The organism is Microlunatus sp. YIM B11417, from assembly GCF_059617205.1.
The window spans coordinates 535,184-549,516 of sequence record NZ_JCAMPJ010000001.1; the positions used below are offsets into that span (position 1 = coordinate 535,184).

12 protein-coding genes are annotated in these 14,333 nt (G+C 69.0%); 6 read left to right on the forward strand and 6 right to left on the reverse strand.

Translation table 11 applies throughout. From position 1 onward, the window contains the following. Nucleotides 1–22: 22 nt before the first annotated feature. A complete protein-coding gene (locus AC6CCG_RS02600) occupies nucleotides 23–1,648 on the forward strand; it encodes a type 2 periplasmic-binding domain-containing protein (protein WP_496652886.1) in 1,626 nt (541 codons plus the stop codon). 19 nt (nucleotides 1,649–1,667) lie between these two features. On the opposite strand, the gene AC6CCG_RS02605 is transcribed toward AC6CCG_RS02600, so the two are convergent. After that, a complete protein-coding gene (locus AC6CCG_RS02605) occupies nucleotides 1,668–2,240 on the reverse strand; it encodes a hypothetical protein (RefSeq protein WP_496652887.1) in 573 nt (190 codons plus the stop codon). Between AC6CCG_RS02605 and AC6CCG_RS02610 the strand changes: the two genes are divergently transcribed. Then, nucleotides 2,227–5,106: a DUF2961 domain-containing protein gene (locus AC6CCG_RS02610; protein ID WP_496652888.1), complete on the forward strand. Its 2,880-nt coding sequence runs from the start codon at nucleotides 2,227–2,229 to the stop codon at nucleotides 5,104–5,106. The two genes, AC6CCG_RS02605 and AC6CCG_RS02610, sit on opposite strands and share 14 nt — an antisense overlap. A 73-nt stretch (nucleotides 5,107–5,179) precedes the next feature. On the opposite strand, the gene AC6CCG_RS02615 is transcribed toward AC6CCG_RS02610, so the two are convergent. From AC6CCG_RS02615 to AC6CCG_RS02630, 4 genes are read right to left on the reverse strand one after another with little or no spacing between them, the layout of a single operon-like run. After that, nucleotides 5,180–6,109, reverse strand: a complete 930-nt coding sequence (locus AC6CCG_RS02615) for an ABC transporter substrate-binding protein (RefSeq protein ID WP_496652889.1) — start codon at nucleotides 6,107–6,109, stop codon at nucleotides 5,180–5,182. Then, complete coding sequence (locus AC6CCG_RS02620; RefSeq protein WP_496652890.1) at nucleotides 6,106–6,822, reverse strand: ABC transporter permease; 717 nt, start codon at nucleotides 6,820–6,822, stop codon at nucleotides 6,106–6,108. The genes AC6CCG_RS02615 and AC6CCG_RS02620 overlap by 4 nt, the downstream gene beginning before the upstream one ends. Beyond that, nucleotides 6,819–7,493 (reverse strand): ABC transporter permease, encoded by a 675-nt coding sequence (locus AC6CCG_RS02625; protein WP_496652891.1) that lies wholly within the window; start codon nucleotides 7,491–7,493, stop codon nucleotides 6,819–6,821. Before AC6CCG_RS02625 ends, AC6CCG_RS02620 begins: the two co-directional genes overlap by 4 nt. Beyond that, a complete protein-coding gene (locus tag AC6CCG_RS02630) occupies nucleotides 7,490–8,563 on the reverse strand; it encodes an ABC transporter ATP-binding protein (protein WP_496652892.1) in 1,074 nt (357 codons plus the stop codon). The genes AC6CCG_RS02625 and AC6CCG_RS02630 overlap by 4 nt, the downstream gene beginning before the upstream one ends. A gap of 321 nt (nucleotides 8,564–8,884) precedes the next feature. Between AC6CCG_RS02630 and groL the strand changes: the two genes are divergently transcribed. Further along, nucleotides 8,885–10,510, forward strand: coding sequence for a chaperonin GroEL (gene groL, locus AC6CCG_RS02635; RefSeq protein ID WP_496652893.1), 1,626 nt, complete (start codon nucleotides 8,885–8,887; stop codon nucleotides 10,508–10,510). Nucleotides 10,511–10,555: 45 nt separating this feature from the next. Here the strand turns inward: groL and AC6CCG_RS02640 are convergent, their stop codons facing one another. Next, nucleotides 10,556–10,960, reverse strand: a complete 405-nt coding sequence (locus AC6CCG_RS02640; RefSeq protein WP_496652894.1) for a hypothetical protein — start codon at nucleotides 10,958–10,960, stop codon at nucleotides 10,556–10,558. 139 nt (nucleotides 10,961–11,099) lie between these two features. Between AC6CCG_RS02640 and AC6CCG_RS02645 the strand changes: the two genes are divergently transcribed. From AC6CCG_RS02645 to AC6CCG_RS02655, 3 genes are all read left to right on the forward strand, one after another. Further along, nucleotides 11,100–11,921: an HAD-IIA family hydrolase gene (locus tag AC6CCG_RS02645; protein WP_496652895.1), complete on the forward strand. Its 822-nt coding sequence runs from the start codon at nucleotides 11,100–11,102 to the stop codon at nucleotides 11,919–11,921. Between the two features lie 266 nt (nucleotides 11,922–12,187). After that, nucleotides 12,188–13,081, forward strand: coding sequence for an NAD(P)-dependent oxidoreductase (locus AC6CCG_RS02650; protein ID WP_496652896.1), 894 nt, complete (start codon nucleotides 12,188–12,190; stop codon nucleotides 13,079–13,081). A gap of 2 nt (nucleotides 13,082–13,083) precedes the next feature. Then, the gene (locus AC6CCG_RS02655; RefSeq protein ID WP_496652897.1) at nucleotides 13,084–14,274 is read left to right on the forward strand and encodes a cytochrome P450; all 1,191 of its coding nucleotides are present in this window, start codon (nucleotides 13,084–13,086) and stop codon (nucleotides 14,272–14,274) included. Nucleotides 14,275–14,333: the final 59 nt, after the last annotated feature.

Sequence of the window (14,333 nt, forward strand, 5' to 3'; positions counted from 1 at the left end):
ACGAATCCGCAAAGGAGCACTCATGTCACGCAATCGTGTCGCCGGCGCCATCGGTGTGCTGCTGGCCGCGGCCCTCTCGCTGGCCGCCTGCACCGAGGCCGCCCCACCGGAGGAGGAGAACCCCGACGGGCCGGTTCAGCTGTCGGTGTTCGCCCCGCAGGGAGCCACCACCGACCTGACCGCCAACGCCTTCACGAAGAAGATGGCCGAGAAGTTCGGGATCGAGTTCAGCTGGGAGACCACGACCTGGGACGCCGGGGCGGCCGCCGAGAAACGGCAGATCTCGCTGGCCAGCGGCGACTATCCCGACCTGTTCCTGCTGATCCCCTGGGTGGACCAGTTCAAGCCGACCGAACTGATGAAGCTCGGCCAGCAGGGCGTCGCGATGCCGCTCAACGACCTGATCAAGGAGCATGCGCCGAACATCCAGGCCGAACTCGACGCCAACCCGGAGTACCGGGCGATGTCGACCGCACCCGACGGCAACATCTACGGCCTGGGCCAGTGGATCGACTGCTACCACTGCAGCTATCCGGGCAAGCTGTGGTTGAACACGGACTGGCTGAAGAAGCTGAACCTGAAGAGCCCGACCACGACCGAGGAGTTCCGTACGGTCCTGCAGGCCTTCAAGACCCAGGATCCCAACGGGAACGGCAAGGCCGACGAGGTGCCGCTCTCGTCCGCAGTCGGCTCCGACATCCTGCCCTACTTCATGGGGTCCTTCATCGCGGGCGTCAACAACAAGAGCACCGTGGTGCTGAAGGACGGCACCGTCGACATCCAGGCCGACAAGGAAGGCTGGCGCGAGGGCCTGCGCTACCTGCACCAGCTGATGGAGGAAGGCTTGATCGACAAGGGCGCGCTGAGCCAGAACCAGGAGGCGCTGCAGAAGCTGGCCGACAACCCGGGCGACGTGATCCTGGGCGGCGTGCCGACCCTGCATCCCCGGTTCTTCATCACCCTGGAGCAGAAGGACAAGCGGGACGCCGGCTACAACGCGATCCCGCCGTTGAAGGGGCCGCAGGGTCTGGCCTACGCCTCGTACGCGGTCAGCTCGACGCCCGGCGCCACCTTCGTGCTGACCGACAAGGCGAGCGAACGCGACAAGATCGCGGCGATCAAGATGCTCGACTACCTGTTCACCGACCAGGGTGAGACCGAAGGTGTGTTCGGGGTCGAGGGCGTCGACTGGGAGAAGCCCGGACCCGGCGACAAGCCTTTGGTGGAAGGCGTTCCGGCCCTGTACAAGGTGATCCAGTCACCCGAGAACACGGCCTGGCAGCCGCTGGCGCAGTATCGCAACACCCGGGAGTACCGCGGCGGCCAGGTGGTGCCGGACGACATCTACACGACCGCCGGGTACGAACGCCGGCTGCAGGAGGCCACCAAGCTGTACGAGGGCTCCGAGGACCGGTCGCTGATCTTCCCGTTCCACAGCGTCTGGGTCGCACCGGAGAACGCCGGCGAGCTGGCCACCCTGCAGACCAACCTCGAGAGCTACATCGCCCAGAGCTCGGTGCAGTTCATGACCGGGTCGAAGAACCTGGACACCGACTGGGACGCCTACGTCGCGGGCTTCGAGGGGATGGGCCTGCCCCGGTACAAGGAGTTGTTGCAGGTCAGCTATCAGGAATCCGGTCCGCGATGATGCTCCCGAAGATCCGGAATCAGTACGCGGTGAAGTAATAGCCCCATTGGCCGTTGTATGACCTCCACTGGCAACCCTGGGTCACGGTCTGGCCGTTTTCGTGGGCCGCCTCGACGTCGATCCAGCATTGCGTGGAGGTCTGATAGGGGCCGTAGACGGCAGTCACGCCGGCGGCTGCGCTGCTTGTCGTTCCGGCTCCGAAAGCCAACACCGCAAGGCCTGCGACGATTCCGTGCGTGACGATCTTCCTGGTCGAGGGGTGAACGATGCGGTTCATGGATTTCCCGCCTTTCCGCAGTGAACGAGTTGATGGGAACCATTGTTGTTCCGCTCCATGAACCGCGGCAATTTCCGCAACATGAATATCGGATGTCCTGCGGGTATGGAAGGAGAATTGGTCTAAAGGAATTGCATGCGAACCGAAATGCCGGCCGCTAGAATTCCATTCTTTTGTCCCGAGGTAGGCCGCGTGAGCCGCCGGGGCCGCCGAGGGCGGGTGCACGGACGAGTCCTTGACAGGCGGCCCGGCGATGGGGTTGCATCGCTCGAAATCGATTACACGGCCAGGAGGCAGTTCGATGCCGAACTCCACTCGCGGGCTCCGCCGGCTCACGTACGTCCTCGTTCTGATGCTCGTCATCGGTACGGCAGCGCCAGCGGCGGCGACCCCACCGACCACGCCCAGGACCAAGGCTGCCGCGACCGCCCGGCACGGCACGGTCGGCTGGGACACCTTCCGCCACCTCGACCGGCTCGCGGAGATCGGCCGGGACGCGAAGGCGCTCCAGTTCTCCAGCTTCGACCGCGCCGACGGCAACAACGACGGCTTCGAGGGCACCTACTCCTGCCTGTCCCAGACCGACGCCGGCTGCGTGATCGCCGATCACACCGGTGCCGGCGAGATCACCTCGATCTGGTTCACCCGGGACGGAGGCGACGTCAGCAAGACCGGCAAGATCATCATCGAGCTGGACGGCGCGACCGTCGTCGACGCACCGCTGCAGGACCTGGTGGACGGCAAGCTGGGCGCCCCGTTCACGTACCCGCTGGTCGCCAACGCCGACCAGAGCTCCGGCGGTGTCTACGTCAAGGTGCCGATGCCGTACCGCAGCCGGATGAAGATCACCACCCAGCACAACCCGTACTTCTACCACGTGAACTACCGCAGCTTCGCCGATCCGGCGGGCATCGCGACGTTCGACCCGGATGATCAGGCGCTCGACGTGATCGAGACCCTGCGGGCTGCCGGTACCACCGATCCGAAGCCGCAGCAGCCGAATCCGCGGACGGTCGACCAGATCACCAAGATCGCGCCGGGCGCCTCGGCGGTGCTGGCCGAGTCCGACACGGCCGGCGCGCTGACCGGGATCAAGCTCAAGCTGCCGCAGCTCGCGGTGACGCCGGTCGACCGCACCCGGACCGCACCCAAGAAGCCGTCGCCGTCCGGGCTCGACCCGCGGAAGGCCCGCTGGATCCGGCCGGACCTGCGGACCGCGGCCGCCACCCAGGAGACCCGGCTGTCCGATCAGATCCTGGCCAAGGCCCGGCTCAAGATCACCTTCGACGGCGAGGAGACGGTCGACGTGCCGCTGGGCGAGTTCTTCGGCAGCGGGCTCGGGCTCTATCCGGTGAAGGCGCTGATGTTCGGCATGGACGTCAAGACCAGGACGCTGACCGCGTGGTGGCTGATGCCGTACGCGGGCAGTGCGCGGGTCGAGCTCCACAACGGGACCGGCACGGAGATCCGTGGTGCCACCTCGTCGGTGGCGATCTCGGACGACCCGAGCTGGGCGGAGCACCTGGCCGACGGCACGGTCGGGCACTTCCGGGCCACCGCGAACCGTGAGCACACCCCCTTCGGCCTCGATCATCTCTTCCTGGAGACGTCCGGGACCGGCCGCGTGGTCGGTGTCGCGCAGACCGTCGAGGGACTGATCCCGACCGGCAACCAGCGCAACTACCTGGAGGGCGACGAACGGCTCTTCGTCGACGGCTCGGCGAGCCCGGACCAGCACGGCACCGGCACCGAGGACTTCTACGAGGGCGGCTGGTATTTCAATCGCGGCACGTTCAGCGCGCCGCTGACCGGCAACCCGTCGCACGAGCTGGCCGGCGGCGGCTGCGAATTCGACTGCACCGGGCTGTACCGGCTGCTGATCGCCGACGGGATCGACTTCGAGAGCAAGATCAGATTCGGCATCGAGCACGGGCCGGGCAACGACGCCGACGCGATCGAGGGCTCCACGACGTTCTGGTACGGCAGCGCCGACCGCACCCTGCAGTGGACGGACAGCCTGGATGTCGGCGACGAGGCCAGCGAGTCCGAGCACGACTACACGGCCGCGGCGCCGGGCGAGGTGATCACCGCGACCAGCCGGTACGAGGGGATCGACGGTCCCGCCGAGCCGATCACGCTGGACGGCCGGGCCACGACCGGCAAGATCAGCTTCAGGCTGGCCGTCGCCGAGGACAACCGGGGCGTGCTGCTGCGCCGGCTGTCCGACCAGGCGAACCCGTACCAGACGGCGCGGGTGACGGTCGACGGGAAGGACGCCGGGATCTGGCAACAGCCGCTGGGCAACAAGACCCGGCGCTGGCTGGACGACGGGCACCCGCTGCCGGCCGCGCTGACCGCGGGCAAGTCGTCGATCACCGTGACCCTGGAGCCGACCGGCCGTGCGAAGTGGGACGCGGCCGCCTACCAGGCCCTGTCCCGCCGGCCGGCCGCGCCGGACACCGAGGCTCCGGGGCCGGTGAGCGGGCCGGCCGCCGATGCCGGCGAGTCGACCGCGATCACGTTGTCCTGGACGGCGGCGACCGACGACGACTACGCGCCCCGCTACGAGGTGCACGCCTCGACCACGGCCGGCTTCACCCCGTCCGGCGACACACTGGTCGGAACCTCCCGCGGGCCGGGCTACGTGCACGCCGACCTCGACGTACGGCAGACCTGGTACTACCGGGTCCGGGCCGTCGACGCCGCCGGGCACACCGGGCCGTTCTCGGACGAGGTGAGCGCCACGACCGGGGACACGCTGCGGATCGAGGCCGAGTCCTTGTTCGCCGATGCCACCGCCACCGCGCCGCTGCAGGTGCAGGGCAACTGTTGCGGGGTGGCCTGGTCCGGCGGGGCGCAGCTCTGGTTCACGCCGACCTCGGCCGACCAGACCGTGACCCTGACCTTCGAGTTGGCCACCGCCGGCAGCTACACGCTGACCGGTGCCCAGACGCTGGCCGGCGACTACGGGATCAACGAGTTGGTCCTGGACGGGGAACGCCTGGGGGAGCCGTTCGACGCCTACAACTCACCCGAGGTCAAGATCAGCGACCCGATCGCGTACGGCAGCCGGCAACTCGCGGCCGGGAAGCACACCCTGGTGCTGCACGTGACCGGCAAGAACCCGGACTCGACCAGCTACATGGCCGGCCTTGACTACCTGCAACTCGTGCTGAGCTGACGTGCCCTGAGCGTGTCGAAGGGCCGGGCCGGAGGTGGCCTTGCCCTTCGACAAGCTCAGTGAGCTTCGGGGCTCAGGCGAGGCCCTTCTCCTTGAGCCAGTCGCCGGCGACCTGACCCGGGTCGTCGTGATCGGTGTCGACCCGCTTGTTGAGACCGGCCAGGTCCTCGGTGGTCAGCGCCGCCTGGACCGCCTCGATGGTGGCCTTGGCGTCGGCGTTGCCGGCGACCGCATCGGTGACCAGCGGGACCACGTTCTGCGGCAGGATCATCGACTCCGGGTCGGCCAGCTGGACGTACCCGTTGGCGGCGATCACGGACTCGGTGGTGAAGAAGGTGGCGACCTGGATCTTGCCGTCGTTCAGGTCACGCGACTTGACGGCCGGTGCGTCGTACGGCTTGAACTCCTTGAACTTCGCGCCGTAGATCTTCTCCAGGCCCTCCGGCCCGTAGGCGCGAGTGGCCAACTCCGACGGGCCACCGAGGATCGCGCCGGACGAGATCTTCTTCAGGTCGGCCAGCGAGGCCAGGCCGTGCTCGTCCGCGTACGCCTTCGTCACCACGTACACGTCCTGGTCGGCGGCCGGCGACGACTTCAACACCTGGAACCGCTCCGGCAGCGCCTCGGTGAGGGCCTGCTCCACCTCCGCGGCGGACTTGGCCTTGGTGTCCTTGTCGTAGTTGATCAACAGGTTGCCGGTGTATTCCGGCACCACCGAGATGGTGCCCTCTTCCAGCGCCTTCAGGTAGACCTCGCGGTTGCCGATGTTCAGCTTGGTCGAGGCCTGGATCCCCTTGGCCTGGAGTGCCTGGGCGTACAGCTCGCCGAGGATCTGGGACTCGGTGAAGTTCGCCGAGCCGACCACGATCGGCGCCTGGTCCTGGCTGCCGGACGCGGTCGGGGCCGCGGACTCGTTGCCGAGCGGGTTGCTGTTGCCCGCGCAGCCCGCGACGGCCAGCAGGAGCGCCGCGGCGATCGTCGCGGTCAGGTGTTTGATCTTCATGTCACAGCCTCGGATCGATTCGATGATGAAACGGTTTCGTTCTGTACGGCGCGGTCTGCCGCACGTCGGGCACGGGTGTTGCGGCCGATCAGCCATCCCACCCCACCCAGCAACAGGTCCAGCACGATCGCCATTCCCGCGATCAGCACGGCACCGGCGAACATCTGTGGATAGTCGTTGTTCCGCTGCCCGCTGATCAGCAGCTGGCCCAGGCCGCCGCCGGCCGCGAAGGCGGCCACGGTGGCGGTCGCGACCACCTGCAGCGTGGCGCTGCGCAGGCCGGAGACGATCAGCGGGAGTGCCAGCGGCCACTCGACCTGGGCGACGATCTGGCCCTCGGTCATCCCGATCGCCCGGGCCGCGTGCACCGCCTCCCGGTCCGCACCGCCGATCCCCGCCGCGGTCGCGGTCAGGATCGCCGGCAGTGCCAGCACGGCCAGCACCGGGACGATCTTCTCCACGCCGGTGCCGAGCAGGACGACGACCAGCACCAGCAGGCCGAGCGTCGGGATGGCCCGGGCCGCGTTGCTGGTGCCGATCACCAGGAACGAACCGCGGCCGGTGTGGCCGATCAGGACGCCGACCGGGATCGCGATCATCGCGCCGAGCAGGACCGCGGCCGCCGTGTACCACAGGTGCTGCAGCAGCAGGTCGATGATCTTGCCGCCGCCGGGCCAGTTGGCCGGGTCGAGCAGGAAGGAGAGGAGGCTCATGCCAGCCTCCTGCCGCGGGCCCAGGGCAGCGTCTGGTGCTTGATCAACAGGATCAGCGCATCCGCGATCAGGGCCAGGATCAGGCTGAGCGCCAGGCCGACGATGATCGGGGTCAGGAACGACGAGTTCAGGCCGCGGTCGAACAGCTGGCCCAGCGCGCCGCCGCCGACCACGGCCGCGACGCTGACCATGGCGATGTTGGACACGGTGACCACGCGCAGGCCGGCGAAGATCACCGGCAGCGCGAGCGGGAGCTCGATCACCAGCAGCCGCCGGAACCAGCCGTACCCGATCGCCGAGGCGGCCTGCTTCACCGTGCCGGGCACCGAACGCAGGCCGTCGACGACGTTGCGGACCAGCAGCGCGATCGAATAGATGGCCAGGGCGACGGCGATGTTGACCGGGCTGAGGATCGAGGTCCCGATCATGGCCGGCAGTGCGACGAACAGGGCCAGCGAGGGCACCGAGTAGATCACGCCGAGCACCGCCAGCAGCCCGTTCGCCGCCTTCCCGGTGAGGAAGACGACGTAGCCGAGCGGAACCGAGATGATCACCGCGATCAGGACCGGGATGATCGACAGGGCGATGTGCTCGAGCAGCAGCGACCCGATCTGCATGCCGCTGGTCCAGTTGCGGCCGATCCAGCCCCAGTCGAACGAGACGTCGATCATTCGGGGCCCACTCCGGCCGGCTCCGGCGGCTCCCGTACGGCCTCGGCGGCGCGGTGGTCGGCGACCTGGGCGAGGATCGCGGCCGGCTCGACGACGCCCACGAACCGGCCCGCGGAGACGGCGACGGCGACCGAGGCCGGTGACGCCAGCGCGGCGTCCAGGGCGGCCCGCATCGTGTCCGTCGCCGGGTCGAACGTGCCACCGAGCGGCACGACGGCGCCGTCCTCGCGGAACCCGGCCCAGCCGGTCGGCAGGTCGTCCTCGAACACCAGCCGTCCCTTGGCCGTGGTCGCGGATTCGGCGAGCGGCAGCCGGTCGGCCGGTAGGAAGGACAGCGACCGGTAGCCGCGGTCCTTGCCGACGAACCCCTCGACGAACGCGTCCGCCGGCTGGTCCAGCAGCTCCTGCGGTGTGCCGGCCTGGGCGAGCACGCCGCCGACCCGGAGGATCGCCACCTGGTCGCCGAGCGCGATCGCCTCGTCGATGTCGTGGGTGATCATGATGATGGTCTTGCTGAGCCGGCGCTGCAGGTCGAGGAAGAGTTCGTGCAGTTCGGCCCGGACCACCGGGTCGACCGCCGAGAACGGCTCGTCCATCAGCATCACCAGCGGGTCCGCCGCCAGTGCGCGGGCGACGCCGACCCGCTGCTGCTGGCCGCCGGACAGCTGGCCGGGGAACCGGCGGGCCAGGGCCGGGTCCAGCCCGACCGCGTCCAGCAGCTCCAGCGAGCGCTGCCGGGCCTTCGCCTTCGGCCAGCCGAGCAGGCCGGGCACGGTGCCGATGTTGTCCAGCACGGTCCGGTGCGGGAACAGGCCGCCGCTCTGGATCACGTACCCCATCTGGCGGCGCAGGGTGGTCACCGGGCGGGCGGACAGCGGCTCGCCGTCCCAGGTGATCCGGCCCTCGGTCGGCTCGAGCATCCGGTTCACCATCCGGAGGGTGGTCGTCTTGCCGCACCCGGACGGGCCGACGATGACGGTGATCCGGTCGGACGGGACGACCAGGCTGAGGTCGGAGACCGCTGTGGTGCCGTCGGGGTAGGTCTTGGTGACGGACTCGAATTCGATCATCGGGCTCCGTTCCAGGAGGGTTCTGGGTGCCGAGCGCTGCCCTGCTCCACTCGGTCTTCACACGACCCTATCCATCCCGACTGACAGTGGCCCGGAACGCGACGCGGAACGATGACCGGAACAGGCTCGGATCGTTTGCACTCTCACCGGGGGAGTGCTAAACATTGAACTGGCACTCTCGGACCGAGAGTGCTACTCAACCATCGGTGAGATCTCAGCCGAGGTCGTCCGTCGCGGGCATCGCTGGGTGGGTAGGCCATTTTCGTCAACCGTCGGCGGTGGGATCCACCGCCAGCAACGCGGGAGGACTCGCGGAGAACTATGCCCAAACTCATTCAATTCAACACCGAGGCGCGACGGGGCCTCGAGCGGGGAATGAACACCCTCGCCGACGCCGTCAAGGTGACCCTTGGTCCCAAGGGACGCAACGTCGTGCTCGAGAAGAAGTGGGGCGCGCCCACCATCACCAACGATGGTGTGAGCATCGCCAAGGAGATCGAGCTCGAGGACCCGTACGAGAAGATCGGTGCCGAGCTGGTCAAGGAGGTCGCCAAGAAGACCGACGACGTCGCGGGTGACGGCACCACCACCGCCACCGTGCTGGCCCAGGCGCTGGTTCGCGAGGGCCTCCGCAACGTGGCCGCCGGCGCCAACCCGATCGCGCTGAAGCGCGGCATCGAGGCGGCCGTCGAGGCGATCATCGGTGAGCTGGCGAAGGTCGCCAAGCCGGTCGAGACCAAGGAGCAGATCGCGGCCACCGCGTCCGTCTCCGCGGGCGACGCTTCGGTCGGCGAGATCATCGCCGAGGCGATGGACAAGGTCGGCAAGGAAGGTGTCATCACCGTCGACGAGTCCAACACCTTCGGCCTGGAGCTCGAGCTGACCGAGGGCATGCGGTTCGACAAGGGCTACATCTCCGGCTACTTCGTGACCGACACGGAGCGGATGGAGACCACCCTGGAGGATCCGTACGTCCTGATCGTCAACTCCAAGATCTCCAACCTGAAGGACCTGCTGCCGCTGCTCGAGAAGGTCATGCAGTCCGGCAAGCCGCTCCTGGTGATCGCGGAGGACGTCGAGGGTGAGGCCCTGGCCGCCCTGATCGTCAACAAGATCCGTGGCGTCTTCAAGTCCGCTGCCGTCAAGGCCCCGGGCTTCGGCGACCGCCGCAAGGCCATGCTGACCGACATCGCCATCCTGACCGGTGGCCAGGTCGTCAGCGAAGAGGTCGGCCTCAAGCTCGACGCGGTCGATCTCGACCTGCTCGGCCGGGCCCGCCAGGTCGTCATCACCAAGGACGAGACCACGATCATCGAGGGCGCCGGCGAGAGCGAGCAGATCGCCGGCCGGGTCGCCCAGATCCGTGCCGAGATCGAGAACTCGGACTCCGACTACGACCGTGAGAAGCTGCAGGAGCGGCTGGCCAAGCTGGCCGGCGGCGTTGCGGTGATCAAGGTCGGCGCGGCCACCGAGGTCGAGCTCAAGGAGCGCAAGCACCGCATCGAGGACGCCGTGCGCAACGCGAAGGCTGCCGTCGAGGAGGGCATCGTCGCCGGTGGCGGCGTCGCCCTGCTGCAGGCCGCCAAGTCCGCGTCGGTGAACCTCGAGGGTGACGAGGCGATCGGCGCGGCCAGCGTCTTCGCCGCGGCCGCCGCTCCGCTGAAGCAGATCGCCATCAACGCCGGCCTCGAGGGCGGCGTCGTGGCGGAGAAGGTCGCCGGGCTCCCGGCCGGCCACGGCCTGAACGCGGCCACCGGCGAGTACGAGGACCTGCTCGCCGCCGGTGTCCCCGACCCGGCCAAGGTGACCCGGTCCGCGCTGCAGAACGCGGCGTCGATCGCGGCCCTGTTCCTGACCACCGAAGCGGTCATCGCCGACAAGCCGGAGAAGCCCGCCGCGGCCCCGGCCGGCGACCCGTCGGGTGGCATGGGCGGCATGGACTTCTGAGTCCGCGCCTGTAGGACAAAGGAAAGGGGCGGTGGCCCGGACTTCTCAGCGGTCCGGGGCGCCGCCCCTTTTCCCTGCCCGGGTGAAGTCGGGCAGGGTGGCGAGTTGGGCGATCGCCAGCACCACGGCGGTGCCGAGGTAGAACAGGCCGATCGGCGGCTCGACCCAGAGCGGGCAGATCGCGAACACCGCCACGCTGACCCAGGTGGCCGACCAGGCCCAGAACCGGCGTCGGCGGTACGGCAGCAGCAGGATGATCAGCGTGTAGGCGTTCAGCCCGGCGAACACGGCGAACATCAGCCGGTCGGTGTCGTTGTCGGAGAAGCCGGCGATGCCGGCGACGTGGTTGATCGCGTACCCGGCCGTGAGCACCACCAGGACGACCCAGGCCACGCGCGCGACCGGGCTGCTCCTTCCGGTCCGCATCGGCGCTCCGGCGTCGCTGGTCATCGCGCCCCCGCTCCCTCGTGACCTCACGGTCGACCCTTCCGAGTGAACCACGGGCGTCCCGGTCCTTCGGTGAAACCGGCAACTTCACCGTCCGGGCGGCGAGCCCGGCTGTCCCGGCCGTGACGTTACGGTGGGCGCCATGGAGAACGCCGCTTCGGTCGCCTGCTGGCTCACCGACATGGATGGGGTGCTGGTCCACGAGCAGCGCGCCATCCCGGGGGCGAGCGAGTTCATCGCCGCGCTGCGACACTACGAGCGCCGCTTCCTGGTGCTGACCAACAACTCCATCTTCACCCCGCGCGACCTGCGGGCCCGGCTGCTGGCCGGCGGGATCGACCTGCCGGAGGACAACATCTGGACCTCCGCCCTGGCCACCGCCCAGTTCCTGGCCGAGCAGAGCCCGGGCGGCTCGGCGTACGTGATCGGCGAGGCCGGCCTGACCACGGCCCTGCACAACGCGGGCTTCGTCCAGACCGAGCAGGAGCCCGACTACGTGGTGCTCGGCGAGACCCGGACCTACTCGTTCGAGGCGATCACCAAGGCGATCCGGCTGATCGAGCGGGGAGCTCGGTTCATCGCCACCAATCCGGACGCGACCGGCCCGTCCCGGGAGGGCTCGCTGCCCGCCACCGGTTCGGTCGCCGCCCTGATCACACGGGCCACCGGCGTCGAGCCGTACTACGTCGGCAAGCCGAACCCGCTGATGATGCGCTCCGCGCTGAACCGGATCGAGGCACACTCCGAGTCGACGGTGATGATCGGCGACCGGATGGACACCGACGTGATCGCCGGGATCGAGGCCGGGCTGCGCACCGTGCTGGTGCTGACCGGCTCGACCCGGCCGGAACAGGTGGACCGCTTCCCGTACCGGCCGACCCGGGTGGTCGACTCGATCGCCGACGTCGTCGACCTCGTCGAGAAACTGCTCCCGCTCGAGGACGCCGAACTCTCCGCCGACTGACCCCGACGAGCTTTCCAGGCGGGTGCGGTTGTCGACAAAGCCACGCGGTGGAGGGGATCCGGCGTAGAGAAGTCGACAACCCCGCACACAGGGCGTGCTCCCGGGTCCTGGGTGAGGCCGGTCAGTCGTGGGCTGGGTTGGGTTCCGGTGGTGGGGACATCGGCCGGTCGGTGCGCTGGGTGGGCTCCGCGGACTGATGCGTTGACATGGAACACCTCCGTTGAGATATTTCGGCGTGGAACCGTGTTCCACGCGGAAGGACGATCATGGGGCGGCTCGGTGTGCTGGCCGATCTGCTCGACGCGCTGCCCTCGCTCGCCGGCGAGCTGGAGCGGTCCGGGCGGTCCTGGACGGCCGTCGAGATCGACGACCCGGGCCCGCACCCCGTGGACGCGATGATCATCGGCGGGCACCGGTTCGGGGCCGATCGGTTGGACCGTTGCCCGGACCTGAGGCGATTGGTCCGGGCCGGGATCGGGCTGGACCTGATCGATCTCGATCATGCAGCGCGGCGGGGGATCCGGGTGATCAACACGCCCGGGTACGGGACCGAGGAGGTCGCAGATCATGCCCTGTTGCTGCTGTTGGCCACCGTGCGCCGGCTGCCGTACTTCGTCGGGCAGGCCGGCACGGACTGGCGGACCACCGATTGTTCGGGTGTACGCCGACTGCGCGGCTCCACGCTCGGGGTGATCGGGCTCGGCGCCATCGGGAGTGCCGTCGCGCAACGCGCCGAGGCCTTCGGGATGCGGGTCGTCTACACGGATCCGTACGTCGAATCTCCTGTGCCGCAACGGATCCGGGTTGACCTGCCGGAGCTGCTGGCGACCAGCGACGTGATCACGCTGCACGCACCGCTGACCGCCGAGACCCGCCGGTTGCTCGACCCGGCCGCCTTCGCCGGGATGGAGCGCCGGCCGGTGATCATCAACACGGCCCGCGGCGGTCTGATCGATTCGGCGGCGCTGCTGGACGCACTGGCCGAGGGTCGGGTGACCGGCGCCGGGCTCGACGTCGCCGACGCCGAACCCGAGCCGCCGCGCAAATTGATCGATCACCCGGCGGTGATCGTCACCCCGCACGTCGCCTGGTATTCCGATGCCTCACGCCACGACATGGCCCGGCTCGCGGTCTCCGCCGCCACGGCCGAGGAGAGTTGATCATGAACGAGACGCTGCCGTCGTTCCCGCTGGCCCGCCGGTCCGCCTTCGACCCGCCGGCCGAGTACAGCGCTGCGGAGAAGGTACGGAAGGTCAGGCTCTACGACGGCCGGACCGCCTGGCTGGTGGTCGGCTACGACGAGGTCCGGGAGGTGTTGTCCCACCCGGCCGTGAGCGCGGACCGGCGGCGCGAGGCGTTCCCGTTCTCCAGTGCGAGCCGGGAGGCGCTGGAGCGGGCCGACCCGTCCTTCGTCACGTTCGACGGTCCCGATCATGCCCGGATCCGGCGGGTGTTCACCCGCTACTTCGCGGTCCGCCGGATCCAGGCGATGCGCCCGGTCGTCCGCGGCATCGTGGACACCCTCATCGACGACCTGCTGGCTGCCGGGCCGCCGGTCGACTTCGTACCGGCGTTCGCCGCGGAGGTACCGGCCCGCACCATCTGCCACTTCCTCGGACTTCCGCTGGACGAGCGCGGGATCTTCCAAGAACTGGACGGCAAGCGGAACCTGCTCGGCACAGCCCCGGAGGAGGTCCGGAACGCCACCGGCGGGATGCTCGAACTGACCGCCCGGCTGATCGAGCGCAAGCGCAGCGATCCCGGTGACGACCTGGTGTCCGAACTGGTGCACGGCGACGCGGCCGAGGTGCTGACCCCGGAGGAACTGCTGCACGCGCTCCGGTTGGTGATCACCGCCGGCCACGAGACGACGTCGAACATGATCAGTCTCGGCCTGGTCACGCTGCTCCGGCACCCGGACCAGTGGCAGGAGTTGATCATGGACCCGGCGCTGGTGCCGGCCGCGGTCGAGGAACTGCTCCGGTACGTCAGCATCTTCCACATCTCGCCGACCCGGCTGGCCGTCGAGCCGTTCCAGCTCGGCGGCACCCGGATCGAGGCCGGCGACGGGCTGATCCCGGTCAGCGCCGGGGCGAACCGGGACCCGGACGTGTTCGCCGACCCGGACCGATTCGACATCCGCCGCGGCACCCGGCACCACGTCGCGTTCGGGCACGGGATCCACCATTGCCTGGGCCAGTCACTGGCCCGGCTGGAACTGGCCGTGGTGCTGGAGCAGCTGACCGCCCGGCTGCCCGGCCTCCGCCTTGCCGTGGCACCGGACGACCTGCGGGTCAGCGAGTACTCGTTCCTGAAACTGGAGGAACTTCCGGTCACCTGGCGCGCGACCTGACCAAGCTCTCTAGGCTGAGGGCAGTGCCCGAGATCTTCGATTTCACGACCTTTCCGACG

Coding starts and splice junctions, on each gene's coding strand:
- AC6CCG_RS02600 (WP_496652886.1), top strand. CDS start 23: ATGTCACGCAATCGTGTCGCCGGCGCCATCGGTGTGCTGCTGGCCGCG.
- AC6CCG_RS02610 (WP_496652888.1), top strand. CDS start 2,227: ATGCCGAACTCCACTCGCGGGCTCCGCCGGCTCACGTACGTCCTCGTT.
- AC6CCG_RS02615 (WP_496652889.1), bottom strand. CDS start 6,109: ATGAAGATCAAACACCTGACCGCGACGATCGCCGCGGCGCTCCTGCTG.
- AC6CCG_RS02620 (WP_496652890.1), bottom strand. CDS start 6,822: ATGAGCCTCCTCTCCTTCCTGCTCGACCCGGCCAACTGGCCCGGCGGC.
- AC6CCG_RS02625 (WP_496652891.1), bottom strand. CDS start 7,493: ATGATCGACGTCTCGTTCGACTGGGGCTGGATCGGCCGCAACTGGACC.
- AC6CCG_RS02630 (WP_496652892.1), bottom strand. CDS start 8,563: ATGATCGAATTCGAGTCCGTCACCAAGACCTACCCCGACGGCACCACA.
- groL (WP_496652893.1), top strand. CDS start 8,885: ATGCCCAAACTCATTCAATTCAACACCGAGGCGCGACGGGGCCTCGAG.
- AC6CCG_RS02640 (WP_496652894.1), bottom strand. CDS start 10,960: ATGACCAGCGACGCCGGAGCGCCGATGCGGACCGGAAGGAGCAGCCCG.
- AC6CCG_RS02645 (WP_496652895.1), top strand. CDS start 11,100: ATGGAGAACGCCGCTTCGGTCGCCTGCTGGCTCACCGACATGGATGGG.
- AC6CCG_RS02650 (WP_496652896.1), top strand. CDS start 12,188: ATGGGGCGGCTCGGTGTGCTGGCCGATCTGCTCGACGCGCTGCCCTCG.
- AC6CCG_RS02655 (WP_496652897.1), top strand. CDS start 13,084: ATGAACGAGACGCTGCCGTCGTTCCCGCTGGCCCGCCGGTCCGCCTTC.